The sequence below is a fragment of the Sediminibacillus halophilus genome (assembly GCF_900103695.1).
Lineage (GTDB): Bacteria > Bacillota > Bacilli > Bacillales > Amphibacillaceae > Sediminibacillus > Sediminibacillus halophilus.
Genome location: NZ_FNHF01000003.1, coordinates 274190 through 294996 on the forward strand (window position 1 = coordinate 274190; position 20807 = coordinate 294996).

Below are 20807 nucleotides of genomic sequence, written 5' to 3' on the forward strand. Positions count from 1 at the left end.
GAAAAGGTTCTGATGCCATCAGAACCTTTTTTTCAGCGAGAAGGAAGCGAACTAAGCATGGATGAAAGGAGGCGTTTGGATGAACTCCCGAACCATTACCATACTGCGTGAATTAATGGCAGCCCGTTCCCCCTTGACAAGTGATTATTTGGCCAGCATCAATCAAGTGACATCAAGGACGACAAGGGAAGATGTCAAGCAGCTCGACGTCACCCTCTCCCATAATGGCGCAGTAGTCGAATCGATTCGCGGGACAGGATACAAGCTTCATATCAAGGATGACCAAAAGTTCCGCAAGTTTCTTCAGGAAGTTCTGGAAGAGGAAGCTGGTGAAGCTCCACTCGTTCCTGATCTTCCAGAGGAACGGACAGCTTACCTGATCAGGAGGTTGCTGCTTACAGACGATTATTTGAAGCTGGATGATTTGGCAGAGGAAATGCATATCAGCAAATCGACAATTCAAAATGATTTAAAGAACGCGAAAAAAATATTGGCTAACTATGATATCCATTTGGAAAGCCGTCCTAATTATGGCTTGAGAGCTACCGGCAGTGAATTAAAGCTGCGTTTTTGTATGGCCGAGTATATTTTTGACCGCAGTGAAGAGGCCGGACAGAGCCTGTTGAATGCCCAACTGACCTCTCTGGCAAAAGAAGACTTGACGGTTATTTGGAAAATCATTATGAATCAAATCAAAGAAAACGGGCTTACCTTGTCTGACATCGCCATCAATAATTTATTTATTCATTTGGCAATCGCTTATCAACGAATAAAAAATGGCTATCACGTCTCTTTGTACAATAAAGATATGGATGACATTCTCGACAAAAAGGAATACCAGGTTGCCAAAAAAATCGTTGGACGGGTCGAGGAGAGCTTCCAAGTCGCTTTCCCACAGACAGAGGTTGCCTATATCGCCATCCATTTACTGGGGACCAAAATGCTATACCAAACCGGGATGGAAATCGATCAGGTGATGGAGGATGATATCTATCAAGTAGTGATGAGCATCCTCGAGCGAATTGAGGAAAAATTGGCGCTTGGCATCAGGCAGGACCAAGAGCTGATCATCAGTCTTGGCCTCCATTTGAAGCCGGCCATCAATCGGTATAAATATGGAATGAATATTCGGAATCCCATGTTGGAGGATATCAAAACCAATTACCCGCTAGCTTTTGAAGCTGGTCTTATCGCCGGTCTTGTGCTCGAAGAATACACTGATGCCAAAATTGATGAAAATGAAATTGGCTACTTGGCACTTCATATCGGAGCGGCCATCGAAAGGCAAAAGCTGAAAACAGGGCCGAAGCGGTGCCTGGTAGTTTGCGCTTCCGGGATGGGTAGTGCACAATTACTGTTTTATAAGCTGAAATCACAATTCGGAGAGAAACTTGATGTAGTAGGGACAACAGAATACTACAGGTTGAATCAGGCGTCGTTTAAGGACATCGATTTTATTGTAAGTTCAATACCGATTCCCGAGCAGCTGCCAGTGCCTGTCATCGAAGTGAATACCATACTTGGGGACGCCGATTTAAAGAAAATCGAGACGTATGTAGCCGATCCGAAACAAAGTATCGCTGATTACTTTAAGCAGGACCTGATTTTTTTGCAGAAGGACTTCGCTTCCAAACAGGAGGTTCTGGAGTTTTTGGCTGATACTTTGACAGAAAAAAAACTGGTGGACGAGACTTTTCTTGCGGCAGTGGAGGAGAGGGAAGCTGTGGCGCCTACAGCATTCGGGAATCTGGTGGCCGTTCCTCATCCCATCACCCCGCAATCGAATCAGACATTTCTGGCGTTTTGTACATTGAAGCGAGCAATTGACTGGAGCGGGAAGCGTGTGCAATTTGTCTGCCTGCTCAGTGTGGAGAAGGAAAGCACAGCCGATTTGCAGTCGATGTATGACTTGCTAGGCAGAGTAATCGATGACCCGGCTATCGTGCAAAGACTGTTGAAAGCACGGGACTATGAAGCTTTTATTGATGTGCTCCCTAAATAAATCGAAAAGCATTCAGAAAGCTTGAATGCTTTTTTCTTTACATGAATCCGTTATAATAAAACTATTATTACCGAATTTTTCGAAAGCGGGGAGAGAAGATGAAGCTGGTCAGTTATACATATAAAAAAGTTGGAGAAACACGCATTGGTGCAATCCACGGTGACCGGATTATTGATCTCCAGGAAGCCCACAGGCAATTCCTTCAGTCGAGCAATCAAGAAACAGACGTATTCTTACTGCCCTCCAATCCAAATGCCTTCTACCGTCTCGGCCATACGGGCATCCGTCAGGCTCAGGCGGCATTTACATATGCAGTGGATCGCCAAGCGACAAGCGCTGAAGTGGAACGATCTGGAGTAAGGCTAGAGCTTCCGGTTCCTAATCCGGAGAAAATCATTTGCATCGGTACGAATTACGCAGATCATGTAAAAGAAATGAACAGTACCATTCCTGAATATCCGGTACTGTTTGCCAAGTTCGCCAACGCTCTTATCGGTCCGGAGGACAGTATTGAAAAATCGCCGGCCACGGAAAAACTAGACTACGAAGTGGAGCTTGCAGTGGTAATTGGCAAGCGTACGAAGAAAGTCGCCAGAGAGGAAGCTAAACAATACATTGCGGGATATACAATCGGCAATGACATCTCGGCTCGTGATTTACAAAAACGTACACCGCAATGGCTTCAGGGTAAGACACTCGACAGGAGTACACCAATTGGTCCTTGGATCGTAACAGCCGATGAGATCCAGGATCCAGGTAATCTGGCAGTGAAATCATACATCAATGGCGAGAAGCGTCAATCTTCCAATACAAGCGAGCTGATTTTCGATGTTCCGTATCTCGTTTCCTTTCTATCGGAACTAATGACACTGCAACCGGGTGATATTATTTTGACAGGTACCCCGCATGGTGTCGGTTTTGCGATGGATCCGCCAACATTCCTGCAAGCAGGAGACCGCGTGACAATGGAAATCGAAAAAATCGGGACGATGGAAAACTACGTTATCGATCAGGATGCATAAAGAGCGTGAGCAAAGGAATAGAGACTAAATCAAAAAACCGGACGTTGATTCGAACTCGTTCGGTTTTTTGATTCATATAAGCTGCAATTTTATCCTGGAAGTAAAAGCCTTCGGACTTTTTTTCGAATGAATGGTGTGTCTCGCCATAGTGGTTGGAAACCCCAACTCAAACAACAAATTGAGGAATTACGTTGTACCCCAGACGTTTTATTCAAGGCTTTGATTATTTTTCAATAACGATAGCCTGGCTGCCCATTTGCTCCCAGGCTTTTTCAAAATTATCTCGATCCACCTGTTTGTTTTTGCCTCCATAAGGGTCATTGATATACACGTACTCGTCCTCATATCCGGTTACAGCCACGCTGTGAAGGCTGTATGTCACTTCTATTTCTCCATTCGGGGTCTGCCAGGTTTCGAAACCGCCTACAGGAGCAAAAGAGGAAGTAGTAATGATCCATACAGGAAGGCCTTTATCCAATGATTGATAGATCGCATCGGGACTGCTGCCGGTTAAATCGACTGCCCTGTCATCGACATACTGCTTCGCCAAATCCAACATTGGACCATGGTAAACACCGAGGCCGGGACCGTCCGCCATGTTCCCGACAAACCCTTCATTCGGATCTCCCTTTAAGCCGTTTTCATAGGTAAGTGGGACGACATTGACGTTTTCGGCAAGTTCGTTTTTCGTTACGTCTATCCCGTGATAATTCAAGATCATGGCAAGACTTGTCACCTCGCAGCCATTGTAAAGCCGGGGTGCCGCCATCTGCTCGATTAGCGGCACATCCAGTGGCAATTTCGCTTTTTCTTCCGGGATATTCAGTATAAATAAAGGATCATCGGCTTGCTCCTGTTTTGCTATCGGAATATCGAGCTGCTTCAAGAAATCTGCAGTAGCATAAAGCTTATTTTTATAGGGAATGACTTGTTCCTGTTCAATTGATTCTGTTTCTAAAGCCTGCAAGCGTTCCTTGTAGTTGTTGTCCTGAGTTTGCGGAAAATAAAACCGTTCGTCCTCTACTGTTGCAGTTGCTACCTGCAAAATCGCATCATAAGCAAGCTCGGTAGAGGGATGATAAGCCAATATCGGGCCGGCCGGTAAGTAGTATTCATCCCCTTTACGCAGTACTGGATTACTGACTTGATTTTCTCCAATCTTCAGCTCTGCGTCTGATTCGACAACGGGGGTGGGGGCCGGTTTTAAAGATGTGTCCGCAGCAGTTGTTTTCGTTTCCACTTTTGCGGGCAAAACAGTAGTTTTAAAGAATAAATAAAAGATAGATGCCAAGCATATAAGAGGTAATAGAATAAGCAGTTTTTTCAATAGGATCAACTTCTTCCTGTCTGACTAAATTATTGTTTATTATAGTACAAGTTTCATAGAAAGAAAATCACCAAGATTGCTCATTTCTGCTCTAAATTAAGCGGGACTTGTCGTAAATTGTTTAGTTGGATAAAGTGGAAAGCCGATTTGTACGTGCTCTATCGACAAATCGGCTTTATTCATTTCTATTTATTCTATTTCAGCTGTTTTTACTAGCTGTTTGCCTATGTTTTCTCCGGTGAACAGACCGAAAAATGCCTCGGGGATTTGATCAAATCCGGTCTTAATTGTTTCTTTGTACGTCAATTTCCCGTTGCCGACCCATTCTGCAAGCTTGGTAAAGCCTTCCTTGAACCGGGGCTGGTAGTCCCCCACAATAAACCCTTTGATCAATGCGCGGGATTTGACGATGTGCATTTGAAGCCGTGGCCCTTGAGCGTTCGGGTCATTGTAGGTAGCAATGGATCCACATTGTGGTATTCTTGCATGATCATTCAGCAGGGGATATACAGCATCCGACACTTCTCCACCTACATTGTCAAAGTAAACATCAACCCCGTCCGGACAAGATTCAATCAAAGCTTCCGGCAGGTTATCGGTTTTATAATTAATGGCTTTGTCCGCTCCTAATTCTTCGGTCAGATAGCGGGTTTTTTCTTCACTGCCGGCGATTCCCACTACATGAGCACCATAGATTTTCGCAATTTGTACGACAATCGATCCTACTGCACCAGCTGCAGCTGAAACGACGACCGTCTCCCCTGCTTTCGGATTTCCGATATCGGTAAGGCCGAAATATGCAGTCAATCCAGGCATGCCTAAAACACCTAAAGAGGTAGTGACTGGTCCGAGTTCAGGATTTACTTTTCTGAGCGTCTCTGCGGGCGCCGTAGAATATTTTGCCCATGGCAACGTTCCCGTGACTACATCCCCTGGCTGAAGACTTTCTGCATTAGACTCTACTACCTGGGCGATCACTCCGCCGCTGATGGCTTTGTTGAGAGCAAATGGTTCTACGTAAGACTTGGCGCTGCTCATCCGGCCCCTCATATACGGATCGACCGACACATAAACCGTCTTTAGCAGCACTTCGTTTTTTCCGGGCTCGGGCATCTCCGTATTCGTCATGCGAATATGTTCTTCAGTCGGCATTGCCTCTGGTCTTTTCACTAATTGGATTTCTTGATTTTGAGTCATGCTTCTCTCCCTTTCATTTCAAAATAAAGATCATACATTTAATGGTAACACTCTCCATTTTAGCTGGCATCTGATTTGATTATTGGTATCCAGTAGAAAAAAGCATGAATGGAAGAAAACAAAAAAATAAAAAAACGCGGTTGTATAAAAATACATAATAAAGTATAATTATTTATCAATCAATGGAATGGTCAGGAGTGAGAATTCACGGTGAAGGTAGCGATTATTGGTGGGACCGGTTACGGTGCCATCGAACTGATACGATTTTTATATAATCATCCATATGCAGAAATTGAGGCGATTATCTCCCATTCGCAAAGCGGCCAGGCGCTTGGCACAGTTTATCCCCATACGTCTGGGGTCCTGGAAAAACCTTTGGAAGAGCTGGTGGTAAAGGATCTGGCTGAACGTGTGGAAATCGTCTTTTTCGCCACACCCCCAGCTGTCAGCAAGGATCTTGCCCCGCAGTTCCTTGAGCATAACGTAAAATGCATTGATCTCTCTGGAGATTTTCGCCTAAGGTCCCCGATGGACTATCAGGAATGGTACGGTTCCCCTGCGGCAGATGAAAGCTATTTGGAAGCAGCGGTTTATGGATTAAGCGAAATCTATGGAGAGGAAATCGCTGGGGCAAATCTGGTAGCAAATCCTGGCTGCTATCCGACTGCTACATTGCTCGGTCTGTTGCCGGCTGTTCAGAACGGCTGGATAGAAGAAAAATCGATTATCATTGATGCTAAATCGGGTGTTTCGGGCGCAGGACGTGGAACATCATTAAACACTCATTATCCGGAAATGAATGAAAACTTGAAGGCTTACAAACTAGGCCAACATAAACACATACCGGAAATAGAACAAGAGATTGGAAAAATGGCCGGCCACCCTGTGAAAATTACTTTTTCCACGCATCTTGTCCCGATGACAAGGGGAATCATGAGTACGATTTATGCTGACATTGCACATTCGGTTTCCACTGATGAAATGATCGACATGTACACAGCGTTTTATCAAGAGCAGCCGTTTGTGCGTATTCGCAGAAATGGGGAACTGCCGGCAACGAGAGAGGTACATGGAAGCAACTACTGTGATATTGGCCTTCATGCAGATAAAAGGACGGGGAAATTGACCATCATTTCGGTCATCGACAACTTGGTCAAGGGAGCCTCAGGTCAGGCCATTCAAAATATGAATCTTTTGAAAGGCTGGGATGTCGCTACCGGCTTAAACTATTTACCTATTTATCCTTAAGGAGGGTGCAAAATCATGACAGAACAAGTAAAACAAGTGGGCGAGCAGGAAGTGACCCTGCTGCCGGAAGGAAACATAGCCACTCCACAGGGGTTTACTGCCGGCGGCGTTCATTGTGGCATCCGAAAAACGAAGCTGGATTTTGGCTGGGTTTACTCTGATGTTCCGGCGACAACTGCCGGTGTCTATACGACCAATATTTTTCAGGCAGCTCCGCTGAAAGTGACCCAGGAAAGCATCAGTAGCGGACAAAAAATTCAGGCGCTCTTAGTCAATTCCGGCATCGCCAATGCCTGCACAGGCGAGCAAGGGCTGGCTGACGCCTATCAAATGCGAAAGTGGGGAGCAGAAGCTTTCCGTGTGCCTGAGCAGTTCACCGCCATTGCCTCTACCGGTTTAATCGGAGAACCCCTCCCGATGGAAAAAATCAAATACGGAATCGACCAAATCCAGATGCAGGGCAATCATCATTCGAATAGGTTCGAACAGGCGATTTTAACAACAGACACCCGGGAAAAGGCGATTGCGGTTGAAATAGAAATCGATGGACAGAAAATATCGATCGGCGGAGCAGCCAAAGGATCGGGAATGATCCACCCGAATATGGCTACGATGCTGAGTTTTATAACGACAGACGCTGCCGTGGAGGCAGAGGCCTTATCATTAGCCTTGAAGGATATCACCAATACATCATTCAACATGATAACGGTGGATGGAGATACCAGTACGAATGATATGGTGCTTGTACTGGCAAATGGGAAAGCGGGAAACGAGCTGCTGCATGAAGGACACCCGGATTGGTCTCTTTTCAAACAAGGACTTGCGATAGTCTGTGAAGCGCTGGCTAAAGAAATCGCCCGCGATGGAGAAGGAGCCACCAAGTTAGTCGAGGTCCAAGTGGAAGGGGCTGAATCAGATCAGGCGGCACGTGCAGTCAGCAAAGCCATTATTTCTTCCAATTTAATAAAGACCGCTATTCACGGAGCGGACGCCAATTGGGGGCGGATCATAACAGCAATCGGTTACAGCGACCAGCCTGTAGATCCCGACAAAGTCAGCATCTCACTCGGACCTGTGTTGGTGGTTAACAAAGGGATGCCTGTTCCGTTTGATGAAGCAGCGGCAAAGGACCATTTATTGCAGGACAATGTGTCGATTCATACCGATTTAGGCAGCGGAACCGGCAAAGCTACCGCATGGGGCTGCGACTTGTCTTATGATTATGTACGAATAAACGCATCCTATCGGACTTGAGGGAGGACTTGGATTGGAATATGTTGTAATCAAGTGCGGCGGCAGTATCTTTTCCCAGCTGTCGCCGGCTTTTTACCGGAGTATCGTACAACTGCATAATAAGGGAGATGCCCAGCCGGTGCTTGTCCACGGCGGTGGTCCACTGATTTCCCGGACCCTGTCCCGGCTCCAGGTGGAAACACAGTTTGTCGACGGATTGCGAGTGACCACGGAGGAAGTATTGGAAGTAGCGGAAATGGTATTAAGCGGATCAATGAATAAACAGCTAGTTCTAAATTTGCAGCAACAAGGCGGAAAAGGTTTCGGTTTAAGCGGAGTGGATGGCGGACTGCTGCAGGCAATCCAGTCTGACAATGCTGAAATTGGTCTAGTCGGTACGGTGAAAAACGTCCAGGTTTCGATTCTTCACCATCTCATCGACCAGGGATTCATCCCGGTGATCTCTCCGATTGGCATCGATGAAAAAGGAAAGAAGTTGAATATCAACGCAGATGTGGCTGCAGCTGCAGTTGCGCAGGCGCTGCAGGCAAAATTGTGTTACATCAGTGATATTCCCGGCATTTTAGTTAGAAAGAACGGGAGAAAGACGGTTTTACATGAAACAACCAGCAGCCAAATTGAACAACTTATCGCCGATGGCACAATCACCGGCGGGATGATTCCGAAGGTCCGTTCAGCCCTGCAGGCACTGAAGAACCAAGTGCCGGAAACCGTGATTTTGAATGGTTTGGAACCGGACAGTTTGCTTTCTTTTTACCAGGGAGCAGCAGTCGGAACAAAAATCAGTTTAACTTCGGAGGTAGGATATGTCTAAACAAACAATACCCACGGCAACGCACATGCTTATGCCCACCTATAATCGCTTTCCTCTTACATTAGTCAAAGGAAAAGGAAGCTGGGTATGGGACGACGAGGGCGGCAAATATCTCGACTATACTTCAGGTATCGCCACCTGTAACTTAGGGCACACCCCAGACAGCGTAAAAGATCAACTGGAAATCCAGCTGGATAAAATTTGGCACTGTTCGAATTTATACCATATACCAGCTCAGGAACAATTGGCAAAGAAACTGGTGGAGAACAGTTTTGGCGACCAGGTGTTTTTCTGCAACAGTGGAGCGGAAGCAAATGAAGCAGCCATCAAACTGGCGAGACGATATGCACAGGAAGTCAAAGGAAACGATGGATACGAGGTCGTCACCTTTAGTCAATCGTTTCATGGGAGGACGCTCGCTGCATTGGCGGCTACGGGACAGGAAAAAATTCAACAAGGATTTGCCCCTCTGGCTAAAGGATTTCGCTATTTGCCCTATAATGACAAGCAGGCACTGGAACAGTTGGTTACAGACAAAACCTGCGCCGTTTTACTTGAACTCGTACAGGGAGAGGGAGGGGTTGTCCCGGCCGATGAAGATTGGGTGAAACAACTGGCGGAACTGTGCAAGCAGAACGACATCCTATTGATGATCGATGAGATACAAACCGGCATCGGCAGAACAGGAACCCTATTCGCTTATCAACAATACGGAATCGAACCGGATGTTATCAGTCTGGCCAAAGGATTGGGGAGCGGGATTCCAATTGGTGCAGTCATCGCCAATCAAAAAGCGGCCCAGGCGTTTACACCTGGTTCGCACGGTAGCACGTTCGGCGGTAATCCGTTTTCCGCGACAGCCGGGCTCGCAACTGTTACGCACATTATCGAAAATGGATTGATTGCTCGTGCTGCAGAATTGAGTACCTATTTAGAAGAAAAGTTACAAAGGCTAAAACAGCAGTTTTCTCCAATCAAGGAAATCAGGGGAAGGGGCATGTTGCAGGGAATCGTCGTCGATGACAATGCCATTGATTATGTGACAAAAGCGAGGGAGCAACACCAGCTGTTAGTACTGGTAGCCGGACCAAACGTCATTCGCATTCTGCCACCGTTGACGACCAATAAAACGGAGATTGACCAATTCATTTCTGTAATGGAAAGGGTGTTTGCTTCCTAAAATCGCTCAATGCACTTTTCGCAGATGCCTGGTATTAGATTGATGAAGATCGATTAAAGCAAAAAAGGTGTTCATCCAATACGAAAGACTGGTATCTGGTCATGATAAATCGTTGAAGATGGCAGAGACCTGCACATTTCTTAAATATATTATCGTTATCGAGTACAATATATAGGCAGATACTTAGTAAATGAGGGATTATCATGACAGATACATTACAAACCAAACGGAGTGCTTTCCGGGAACAACATAAGAACAAAGCAAGATTATTAATTCATTGTCCGGACCAGCCCGGGATTGTGTCAGCTGTTTCTGAATTTTTATACCAACAGGGCGCCAATATTATTGAATCTAATCAGTACACGACCGACCCTGCCGGCGGGGAATTTTTTATGCGGTTGGTGTTCGAAGCAGAACAGCTGCCGGCAATCAAGGAAGAACTGGAGAAGAATTTTCAAGCAATCGCTCAATCCTTTCAAATGGATTGGAGGTTGAGCTATGTTTATCAAATAAAGCGGATGGCGATTTTCGTCAGCAAAGAGCTGCACTGTCTTCGTGAATTGTTGTGGGAGTGGCAGAGCGGTGACTTGATTGCAGATATCCCGCTTGTTATCAGTAACCATGAAGATGCCAGGGAGATTGTTGAGTCACTGGGGATTCCGTTTTATCACATTCCTGCAAACAAGGACATTCGTAAACAGGTAGAAGCGAAACAGTTGGAGCTGTTGAAGGAATTTGATATTGATGTGATCGTCCTGGCGCGCTATATGCAAATCCTAACACCAGATTTCGTGGCAGCTAACAGAAATAAAATCATTAACATTCACCATTCTTTCCTGCCAGCCTTTGTCGGTGCTAATCCATACGAGCGTGCCTATCAGCGCGGGGTGAAGTTAATAGGAGCAACCTCTCATTTTGTTACCGACGAACTGGATGAAGGCCCGATCATTGAACAGGATATCAGCCGCGTTGACCATCGGGACAACAGTCAGGCAATGAAGAAAATCGGGCAATCTATTGAGCGAAGCGTCCTTGCGCGGGCGGTAAAATGGCAGCTGGAAGACCGGATAATTGTTCATCAAAATAAAACGATTGTATTTTAAAAAAGTAAATGCATGGCTGCCCAATAAAAACCGAGCGAATCCGTTCGGTTTTTTTGATTTTTCGAATAAGGGAAGTCCTTAAGTAATACTAGTCCGAGGGTGCTCTTCTTCCCTTTTAACAATTCCTTATTTTCCGGTATACTGAAAACAACCATTAATCGAAACGGAGAGCGGAGGTGAACGGATGGCCATAATGCAAACGAAATCAAAAAAACAGTTTGTATATGAAATATTTATGATCATCCTCGCCGCCTGTTCGGTTGCAACGATTTGGCAAAGCACCAAATATGATAGCTATATCGTCTGGATCACTTGGGCAATATTTTTCGTTGACTTCGTTTATCGTTTTCTGCGCAGCAAGCACAAGTGGCAATTTATCAAAGGCAATCCGTTCCTTTTGATTGCTGCGATTCCTTTAGATGCGGTCTTTCAATTTGCCCGCTTAGCGAGGATTCTACACTTGCTGCGCTTGAAAACGATCACCAAATACTATACCAAGCCGTTCCTGAAGGTTTTACGCCGGCAGCACATTGGCGCCATTTTTTCCGTTACCATGGTTTTGGTATTTGTTTCTATCATTCCGTTGTATTATTTTGAGCCAGAATTGACGAGCTATTGGGATGCATTGCTCGGCGGCTTGATGAGTCTCGCTTTTTTTGGACAGGCGGATTTTGATCCGATTACAGCAATTGGCCAGGTGACGGTGGTGTTGCTGACAGTTGTTGGGGTGATTCTGCATGGACTGGTAATAAGCGCGGCTTTTGATTACATTTACCATGCACCGCTCGTCAAAAAATCATGCAAAAAAGAAAGCAAAAACAGGCAAGTTAGGCACAATTTTATTGCCGTTGAATAGGTTAGCTATGGGCGGTGATGAAATTGACGAGTGATTTTCAAGTGTATCAGGAATTGGAACGTATTACGATCCAACCAAGCTTAACCAGGACAAATGTGGGCCATAGTGTTTATATTGATCAGTTGTTGTATATGGTACAAGTGCAAGGTGGGCGTTTTTCAATCGATACAACACTGCTTCGGGAAGGAACCCATCAGTTACAAATTATCTCTTTTGAACTTCCAACTGGAATACCTGTGGCTTCTGCTGCCTGGGATTTTCAAATAGGGCAGCAAGACTCCAGAGCACGGGATTTTCAACCTGGTGATATTCTGGTTGCCAGTGACAATCTTGATGAGATAAAAACCGGATATGTCGGTCATTCGGCGCTTGTGGTAGATAAAGAAAATGTTATAGAATCGCCTGGCTTGCATCCGGCCATTCGCAAAGCTCCCATACAACAGTTTTTAACCAAGCATCCTGTGCACGGGCACTTTCGGCCAAAATCTTCTGAGGCTGGTAGAGCTGCAGCGAAGTTCGCCGAAGGCTACCTAAGTGAATTCAAGGAAAAAGGACAGCAGGCTCCTGTTTTTTCTTTCAACCTGTCATCTTCTCTGGACGATCCCTGGGAATATATATACTGCTCGAAATTGATTTGGCTCAGCTACTATTATGGAGCTGATTATAAGCTGGAAAACGATTTTCTTTGGTTCTCGCCGGAAGACCTGTATAATAATTTAAAGGAGAACGGTGAATTTACAACAGTTTACCAACACCCTGATGTAAAGTTCATTCTCAACACGTAGCCGTTATTCGGTTGCGTTTTTTTATGAGGTTTGTCGCATCCTTTATCAGTAAAGTGCCAGTCCAGCGCTGCAGAAAAGTACTTGCCTTTCGTGGGGAACACTTCAGCCAGATACTACATGATTCGTTTCTTTGCCCCCTTGGATGGAGGAAGTACCTGAAGACTCCAGCGGGGAAAGGTGCCGGTGAGACCCACAGGGCGAATGCCCGAGAAGGCTCGCCAGCCGCACGAGTATTCCGTAGCGCGTATTGGCCCTCTTTTATTGAATATAAAGTTGCTGCAGTTTATATACTTGTGTCAGTAGATACAATCTTCCATCCCTATATTGAGAGAATAGAAGAACAGCGGCAAGATTATTCTACCAGCATAAGTGGAAATAAATAGGTGAAGGATAGACAGGAAAGGAGCATGGTTATGAAGCAATCATTTCGAGCATACAAAGTGAATCAGACAGAGTCGGGTTTTTCAGCCGGCATTGAGACCCTTAAAAGCGAGGAACTGCCAAAGGGAGATGTACTGATAAAAGTGCATTATTCCAGCGTCAATTTTAAGGATGCAATGGCAAACACACCAGATAACAAAATTGTAGAAGCCTATCCGATGGTGCCAGGAATCGATCTTTCCGGCGAAGTAGTCGAATCGGATGATGACCAGTTTAAGCCTGGTGATAAAGTTATCGCGACTAGCTATCAAATTGGAACAGGACATTATGGTGGTTACAGTGAATATGCCAGAATTCCTTCCGAGTGGGTCGTTTCTCTTCCAGATGGTTTGTCACTAAGAGAATCAATGATCTTTGGAACAGCAGGTTTCACTGCTGCTCTCTCTATTCAACAATTAGAGGCAGCAGGATTAAGTCCTGATAAAGGGAAAGTACTGGTTACCGGCGCTACTGGCGGCGTAGGTAGCACTGCAATTGCTATGCTGGATAAACGGGGGTATCATGTCGTTGCAAGTACAGGCAAGGAAAGCGCCCATGATTATCTACGCAACATTGGAGCAGATGAAATTGTTTCCCGCGAAGCAGTTTATGATGGGAAAATTCGTCCGCTCGATAAACAGGAATGGGCGGGGGCTGTCGACCCGGTCGGAGGCGAGCAGCTTGCAGCCTTGTTGACTAAGTTGCAATATGGTGGAGCGGCAGCTGTAAGCGGACTTACCGGCGGTACCTCCGTTCCTACAGCGGTATTTCCGTTTATCAGCCGCAGTATTCAGTTGTTGGGAGTCGACTCTGTTAATTGCCCGATGGATATTCGCAAAAAAGTTTGGGAACGCCTGGCGGATGATTTGAAGCCTGCCGGATTGACGGAATACATTGAAAAAGAAATCAGTCTCGACGATTTACCGGACGCCTTGGGTACGATTTTAGAAGGAAAAGCGCAAGGACGCATGGTCGTCAACCTTCAAAAATAACGGCAAAGAGTCAGGGACAAAAGCAAAATACCCAAAGCAAAAACCGATCGATATTTCGAAATCCTAAGGATTCGAACTCGTTCGGTTTTTCTTTTTACAAAGGACTGGTGTGTGAAAACCTCAACTTGACTCACAGAGAAAGTGGAAGCTGTGTCCGGGGAAAGCGTATCTTGCTGGCACTTATCAAACAAAAAATGAAAGGATGCCTTTTTTCTTCCCTTTCGAAGTCAACCGGATACATAAAGAAGTTCCTTTCACACTTTCTATCCGGTTATCACTCTTTCTTAATGGCTTGTTGTTATCTCAACTTCTTTTTGTATAGTTTTGCAAAAGATGCAAAAAATGACGGTAACAATAGATAGGAGGGATAGCGATGCAGCGTTTTTATCGATGCTGTTGGGCCATTACACTACTCGTCGCGGTTCTGTTTACAGGTGCAGTCAGTATTCAGGCGGAGGACCAGGAGCCTACAGAACCAATGCCGGAACTAACAGATAACCAACAAAAAGAACTGGCAATTATGTATCAGGACATGTTTGATAAGCGCAAAGGGATCATCAGCAAATATGTAGAGTTCGGTGTTTTGGAGAAAGAAAAGGCCGATCAAATCATCAAGCATCTTGATGAGCATTATCAAATGCTTGAAGAGAACGGCTTTGTTATCGATCGCAAACATCATCATGGAAAACATGAAGGAAAATTCACCCACTAGTCAAAAGCTCAACCAAGTATGGTTGAGCTTTTTTTGCGTTTGACTCCCTCACCATGTAACACTGACTTTCTATAGCATCGCAGAACTATTGGATATACGTACAATTAAACATATTATTGAATTGCATTATCATTTATAACATACGTACACATAAAAATAATGATTTGATTAAAGGGAGCGGCAGAATTAAGCGTCAACCAGGAGGGGCTTAGAAAAATGGGGTGCGGGGGACAAGATTACTTCTGATTGCTGATATACCCTCTTCTCTTCCCCCTTTCTGCCACGATGTAAGAAATTCTGGCAATTAATCCGTTTCTTTCTCCTTCATTGCCAGAAAGAAAACAAGCTTAACGGATAATGTATGTGAGCCATAGCCTTCAGCAAAAGGAGGTGTTATACTGACAAAGATAACTTATACGAATAACTTGTAATGGATAATAAACAGAGGTGTTTACATGCAGACGAAACATAGTATGGTAAAGCAAGCAATAAAATCCAAAATACTGGATGGAACATATCAGCCTAATCAGAAAATAAGTTCTGAAAGTGAATTGATGAAACAGTTCAATGTCAGTCGTCATACCGTTCGATTAGCAATCGGTGATTTAGTGAATCAAGGGTGGCTATACCGCGAACAGGGCGCTGGCACGTTTTGTGCAGATCGATCTAAGTTAGAAGGTAAGGATAGCGTTGGTCAAAAAAATATTGCCATCATCACAACCTATATTTCTGATTACATTTTTCCTTCTATTATTCGTGGTGCAGAATCCTATTTAAGCGATAAGGGGTATAATGTGTCGCTGTTCAGTACCAATAATAATCACCAGAATGAAAAAGAAATATTGGAAAAGCTTTTGACGCAAAAGTATGACGGAGTGATTGTGGAGCCTACACAAAGCGCATTCAGCAACCCTAATATCAATTTATACTTGAATTTAGAAAGGTTGAACATTCCATATTTGATGATTAACGCTTTTTACGAGGAATTGGAGCCGCTATATATCGTAATGGATGATGAAAAAGGAGGATACATACAAACAGAATATTTAATTAACCAAGGCCACACCAACATAGTAGGGTTCTTTAAAACGGATGACTTGCAAGGAATCAAAAGAATGAAGGGATTTATCAAGGCACATAGAGCAAACCGATTACAAGTAAATCCGCAAAATATTATTACCTATTCCACCGAGGAGAAACGCTCAAAGCCTTCGAATGAGTTAGAATCAATCCTTGCTGCGCCAGGTGATCGACCAAGTGCGCTTGTATGTTATAACGATGAACTTGCATTAAATATCCTTGATGTGTTAAGGACCAGGATGTTATCTGTTCCGGAAAATATCTCGATTGTAGGATATGATGATTCCATCCTCGCTCAACTGTCTGAAGTGAAATTGACGACGATTGCCCATCCAAAGAGCAAAATGGGCGAAAAAGCGGCACAGGTAATCCTTGACCTGATAGATGTCCAAGGCGCGAGAAAGAAGATGGATGCAGATTCCATTTCTTCTGTGGTTTATGAACCGGAATTAGTTGAAAGAAATTCCACTAAAAATCTGCAAATAGTAAAGGGATAATAATACGTCATCGCAGCGCCCGAAACGAAATTGTTATCCGCTTTCGGGCGCTGCGAGAAAGTGCAAATAGTCATATTGCGTAATGCCCGCGATTGCATTCTTGTCTGTTATATTTGCAATTATTTTTCCTCTATAAAGTGAAGAGATACGACGCCGGATAAAAAGTACGTACAATTCGGCGTCTGTTTTGCATGCTGTTAGAAGCAACTCCCCTCCTTTGTTGGCAATGATTCAAGCGCATATTATACAAGTTTTTCGAAACTTTAAAAAAGTTATTGCCTAATGGAAGTGCTTCTTTTATAATAAACGTACGTACAAATTATCGGTGCCTAAAGACATATTTTTTTATTATGTTTTGAAAGCGCTGTCTAAAAATCACTTGAAAAAGGTGAGGGGGAGAAGCATGAAAAAAAGCTGTGCACTATTAATAGTTATGTTTGCACTGGTATTGAGTGCTTGTGGAAACAGCGGTAAGGCAGGCGGAGAAGAAGGCGATAAAACGATAGGTATCGCCATGCCGACAAAGTCATCGGAGAGATGGGTTCGCGATGGAGAAAATATGGTGGAGCAGTTTAAAGAATTAGGATATGAAACAGATTTACAATATGCAGAAGATGTGGTCGAAAACCAGGTATCCCAAATTGAGAACATGATCACGAAAGGAGTCGATTTATTAGTTATCGCTTCTATTGATGGAGAGGCTTTGACGGATGTGCTGGAACAAGCTGAACGTTCCGATATTCCCGTTATTGCATATGACCGATTGATCATGAACAGTGAACATGTAAGTTACTATGCTACCTTTGACAATTTTCAAGTCGGGGTCCTTCAAGGAGAGTATCTCGAAGAAAAGTTAGGTCTTGCTGACGGGGAAGAAGGACCATTCAATATTGAGTTGTTCGCAGGCTCGCCTGATGATAACAATGCCTATTTCTTTTGGGATGGAGCCATGTCGGTCCTTCAACCTTACATGGATGAAGGAAAGCTTAAGGTACAAAGCGGTCAAACCGATTTTAATCAGGCCGCGACTTTAAGATGGAGTGGGTCAGAGGCACAGGAACGTATGGACAATATCCTTAGTGCTCACTACTCAGATAAGAAATTGGATGCCGTTTATTCCCCATATGATGGAATAAGCATCGGTGTGATTTCTTCTTTGAAAGCTGTCGGCTATGGTTCAGACGATCAGCCGCTGCCAGTAATAACTGGGCAGGATGCAGAAAGTGCTTCGGTAAAATCAATTATTGCTGGAGAACAGACTCAAACAATCTTTAAAGATACCCGCACGCTAGCTGAACAAGCTGTTTCGATGGCTGATGCAGTGCTTAAAGGGGAAGAGCCGGAAGTCAATGATACAGAGACTTATGATAATGGAAAGAAAGTAGTTCCTTCTTATCTTGTCGAGCCGGTTTCCGTTGATGCCTCTAACTATGAAGAAGAACTTATTGAAACAGGATACTATTCAGAAGAAGATTTAAAGTAAGAACTGGTACATAGATGATTCGGTTGTTAACTGAGTCATCTATATCCTTTTTTGCAGGAGTGATCACTCAGATGGCAACGATATTATCAATGAAGAACATTACGAAAACGTTTCCGGGTGTAAAAGCGCTCGATAATGTAAATCTGGAGGTAGAGCAGGGGGAAATCCATGCGTTGGTAGGAGAGAACGGTGCAGGTAAATCCACGTTGATGAAAGTGCTAAGCGGCGTTCACCCTCACCATAGTTATTCTGGTGACATTTTATTCCAAGGACAGAAATGCGAATTCAAGAACATTAACCAAAGTGAAGAATTGGGGATTGTGATTATACACCAGGAGCTGGCTTTAATTCCGGAGCTTTCGATAGCAGAAAATGTGTTTTTAGGAAATGAGCAATCGACCAAAGGAATCATTAATTGGAACGAATCAATAGAGAAAACCAAAGCGCTGCTTGACAAAGTGGGATTACATATCAATCCGCAAACATTAATCAAACAAATAGGAGTGGGGAAACAACAGCTTGTCGAAATAGCCAAGGCACTCTCGAAAGAAGTAAAATTGCTTATTTTGGATGAGCCTACTGCAGCGCTAAACGAAGAGGACAGTGAGAATCTCCTGAATCTTTTGGTTGAATTTAAAAAACAGGGCATTACTTCGATATTGATTTCCCATAAATTGAATGAATTAATGGCTGTAGTAGACAGAATTACCATTCTCCGTGATGGAAAAACAATTGAAACACTCTCAATGGAAAAAGACGGGGTGACAGAACAACGTATCATCAAAGGGATGGTAGGGCGTGATATGAACGATCTTTACCCTGAAAGAGTTTCCCAACCAGGGGGTGTTGTCCTGGAAGTAAAGGAATGGAATGTCTACAATCCGGAGAATCCTCAACAACAAATCATCCACAATGCCAACTTCCATATTAAAAAGGGAGAAATTGTCGGCATAGCCGGCTTAATGGGGGCAGGTAGAACCGAGTTGGCAATGAGTGTATTTGGTAAGTCTTACGGAAGAAATATAAGCGGCCGGATTTTTAAAGATGGAAAGGAAATTAAAATAGAAAATGTGAACCAGGCTATCGAGCAGGGGCTGGCTTATGTATCAGAAGATCGCAAAAAATATGGGCTGGTTTTGAACGATAGCGTAAGAGAGAACTTGACCTTGGCCAACCTGTTTAAAATTTCCCGGCGGTCGATTCTTAATAAACATGAAGAAGTTAAGCAGGCTGAAAACTTAAAAGGATCGATGAATATTAAAACCCCTACCATCGAGCAGAAGGCAATCAACTTAAGTGGCGGGAACCAACAAAAGGTTGTACTGGGAAAGTGGATATTTACCAATCCGGATGTCCTGATATTGGATGAGCCTACAAGAGGTATAGATGTAGGAGCCAAAAACGAGATATACAAAAAAATCAATGATCTCGCCCAGGAAGGGAAGGGTATCTTAATGATCTCCTCTGAACTGCCGGAATTATTGGGTATGTGTGACAGAATCTATACCTTGGCAGAAGGGAGAATTACTGGAGAGGTCAATAAAAAGGATGCGGATCAGGAACAGTTAATGACTTATATGACTCGTAGCAGGAGGTCTTGAGAATGGGAGAGTTAAAAGAAGTATTTTCACAGAATATTAGAAGATTTGGAATGGTGATTGCGTTAATTGGTATCGCTGTGTTGTTTCAAATACTTACAGGCGGTATCCTGCTTACTCCTTTGAATATAACGAATATCGTGATGCAAAACAGCTATATCATCGTGCTGGCGATCGGAATGACATTGATTATTATCACTGGAGAGATAGATTTATCTGTTGGTTCGGTGGCGGCTTTTATCGGGGCGATCTCCGCATATTTAATGATCAATCTTGATATGTCTGTAGCTGTGGCGGTCATTCTTTCTCTACTTGCAGGAGCTCTCATTGGGGCCTGGCAAGGTTTTTGGGTCGCATATGTTAATGTGCCGGCTTTTATTGTAACGTTGGCCGGGATGTTGATTTTCAGAGGCTTAACTTTAATCGTGTTGGGCGGAAGGACATTGTCTCCTTTTCCTGAAGGATTTAGTACAATAAGTTCAGACTTTCTCCCTGATCTGCTTGGCGGAGGGAATTTACACTTGTTAACTATGCTGTTGGGTGGATTGGCTGTGATTGTTTATCTGCTCAATGAGCTGAAGTTAAGGAGAGACTACCTCAAGTATAACTATAACATTATCAGTTTTCCGTTATTTTTAGGTAAATTGATTGCTATTTCTATTATTATCTTAGCTTTTTCCTATATTCTTGCACTATATGCCGGGATGCCCAATGTATTATTGATCCTTTTATTCCTGATTATCGGTTATAGTTTTTATATGAATAACACAACCACAGGGCGTCATATTTACGCAGTAGGCGGGAACACACATGCAGCACAATTATCGGGTATTAAGACAAAAAAGGTTACCTTTTGGGTATTTGTCAATATGGGGGTCCTCTCGGCATTGGCCGGTTTGATATTTGCAGGTCGGCTGAATGCGGCAACACCTCAGGCCGGCAATTTATTCGAACTCGATGCTATCGCCGCTGCTGTTATTGGGGGTGCCTCATTAGCGGGCGGCGTAGGTACTGTAGTAGGAGCGGTGATTGGAGCGTTGATAATGGGCGTGCTCAACAATGGGATGTCCATTTTGGGTATAGGAATTGATTGGCAGCAGGCAATCAAAGGATTGGTCCTTTTAACTGCTGTAGCATTGGATATGATCAGCAAAAATAAGTCCAAATAAAAGAACGGGCCCTTTTGTTTACATAAAGCGAGCATTAGTTATAAGATAATGCCATAACATCGAAGAAA

Annotated in this window: 17 protein-coding genes; 15 read left to right on the forward strand and 2 right to left on the reverse strand. The window is 44.1% G+C overall.

Annotated elements, in window-relative coordinates:
• The first annotated feature begins 79 nt into the window (after nt 1-79).
• Nucleotides 80-2002, forward strand: coding sequence for a BglG family transcription antiterminator (locus BLR82_RS11860; RefSeq protein WP_074599605.1), 1923 nt, complete (start codon nt 80-82; stop codon nt 2000-2002).
• 98 nt (nt 2003-2100) lie between these two features.
• Entirely contained in the window at nt 2101-3024 is a 924-nt protein-coding gene (locus tag BLR82_RS11865) for a fumarylacetoacetate hydrolase family protein (protein WP_074599607.1), read from the forward strand.
• A 223-nt stretch (nt 3025-3247) separates the two neighbouring features.
• On the opposite strand, the gene BLR82_RS11870 is transcribed toward BLR82_RS11865, so the two are convergent.
• Together BLR82_RS11870 and BLR82_RS11875 are read right to left on the reverse strand one after the other, a co-directional pair.
• A complete protein-coding gene (locus BLR82_RS11870; RefSeq protein WP_139186969.1) occupies nt 3248-3967 on the reverse strand; it encodes a C39 family peptidase in 720 nt (239 codons plus the stop codon).
• A gap of 573 nt (nt 3968-4540) precedes the next feature.
• A complete protein-coding gene (locus BLR82_RS11875) occupies nt 4541-5548 on the reverse strand; it encodes an NADP-dependent oxidoreductase (RefSeq protein WP_074599609.1) in 1008 nt (335 codons plus the stop codon).
• Nucleotides 5549-5758: 210 nt separating this feature from the next.
• Here BLR82_RS11875 and argC point away from each other — a divergent pair, with 210 nt between their 5' ends.
• From argC to mmsB, 13 genes are all read left to right on the forward strand, one after another.
• Entirely contained in the window at nt 5759-6796 is a 1038-nt protein-coding gene (argC, locus tag BLR82_RS11880) for an N-acetyl-gamma-glutamyl-phosphate reductase (protein ID WP_074599611.1), read from the forward strand.
• A gap of 15 nt (nt 6797-6811) precedes the next feature.
• The gene (gene argJ, locus BLR82_RS11885) at nt 6812-8050 is read left to right on the forward strand and encodes a bifunctional glutamate N-acetyltransferase/amino-acid acetyltransferase ArgJ (protein ID WP_074599613.1); all 1239 of its coding nucleotides are present in this window, start codon (nt 6812-6814) and stop codon (nt 8048-8050) included.
• Between the two features lie 13 nt (nt 8051-8063).
• Nucleotides 8064-8864 (forward strand): acetylglutamate kinase, encoded by an 801-nt coding sequence (gene argB / locus BLR82_RS11890; RefSeq protein ID WP_074599615.1) that lies wholly within the window; start codon nt 8064-8066, stop codon nt 8862-8864.
• Complete coding sequence (locus BLR82_RS11895) at nt 8857-10044, forward strand: acetylornithine transaminase (RefSeq protein ID WP_074599617.1); 1188 nt, start codon at nt 8857-8859, stop codon at nt 10042-10044. The genes argB and BLR82_RS11895 overlap by 8 nt, the downstream gene beginning before the upstream one ends.
• A gap of 203 nt (nt 10045-10247) precedes the next feature.
• Nucleotides 10248-11147 (forward strand): formyltetrahydrofolate deformylase, encoded by a 900-nt coding sequence (gene purU / locus BLR82_RS11900; protein WP_074599619.1) that lies wholly within the window; start codon nt 10248-10250, stop codon nt 11145-11147.
• A gap of 184 nt (nt 11148-11331) precedes the next feature.
• On the forward strand, nt 11332-12003 hold the full coding sequence (locus BLR82_RS11905; protein WP_245693795.1) for a hypothetical protein: 672 nt from the start codon (nt 11332-11334) through the stop codon (nt 12001-12003).
• A gap of 23 nt (nt 12004-12026) precedes the next feature.
• Nucleotides 12027-12788 carry a C40 family peptidase gene (locus BLR82_RS11910; protein ID WP_083334832.1) on the forward strand — a complete coding sequence of 254 codons (762 nt, stop codon included), beginning with the start codon at nt 12027-12029 and terminating at the stop codon, nt 12786-12788.
• Between the two features lie 413 nt (nt 12789-13201).
• Nucleotides 13202-14200, forward strand: coding sequence for an NADPH:quinone oxidoreductase family protein (locus tag BLR82_RS11920; protein WP_074599623.1), 999 nt, complete (start codon nt 13202-13204; stop codon nt 14198-14200).
• 373 nt (nt 14201-14573) lie between these two features.
• The gene (locus BLR82_RS11925) at nt 14574-14912 is read left to right on the forward strand and encodes a YckD family protein (RefSeq protein WP_074599625.1); all 339 of its coding nucleotides are present in this window, start codon (nt 14574-14576) and stop codon (nt 14910-14912) included.
• A gap of 455 nt (nt 14913-15367) precedes the next feature.
• A complete protein-coding gene (locus BLR82_RS11930) occupies nt 15368-16489 on the forward strand; it encodes a GntR family transcriptional regulator (protein WP_074599626.1) in 1122 nt (373 codons plus the stop codon).
• Nucleotides 16490-16892: 403 nt separating this feature from the next.
• Complete coding sequence (gene chvE, locus BLR82_RS11935) at nt 16893-17972, forward strand: multiple monosaccharide ABC transporter substrate-binding protein (protein WP_074599628.1); 1080 nt, start codon at nt 16893-16895, stop codon at nt 17970-17972.
• A 71-nt stretch (nt 17973-18043) separates the two neighbouring features.
• Nucleotides 18044-19573, forward strand: a complete 1530-nt coding sequence (gene mmsA / locus BLR82_RS11940; RefSeq protein WP_074599630.1) for a multiple monosaccharide ABC transporter ATP-binding protein — start codon at nt 18044-18046, stop codon at nt 19571-19573.
• A 2-nt stretch (nt 19574-19575) separates the two neighbouring features.
• Nucleotides 19576-20739, forward strand: a complete 1164-nt coding sequence (gene mmsB / locus BLR82_RS11945) for a multiple monosaccharide ABC transporter permease (RefSeq protein ID WP_074599632.1) — start codon at nt 19576-19578, stop codon at nt 20737-20739.
• Nucleotides 20740-20807: the final 68 nt, after the last annotated feature.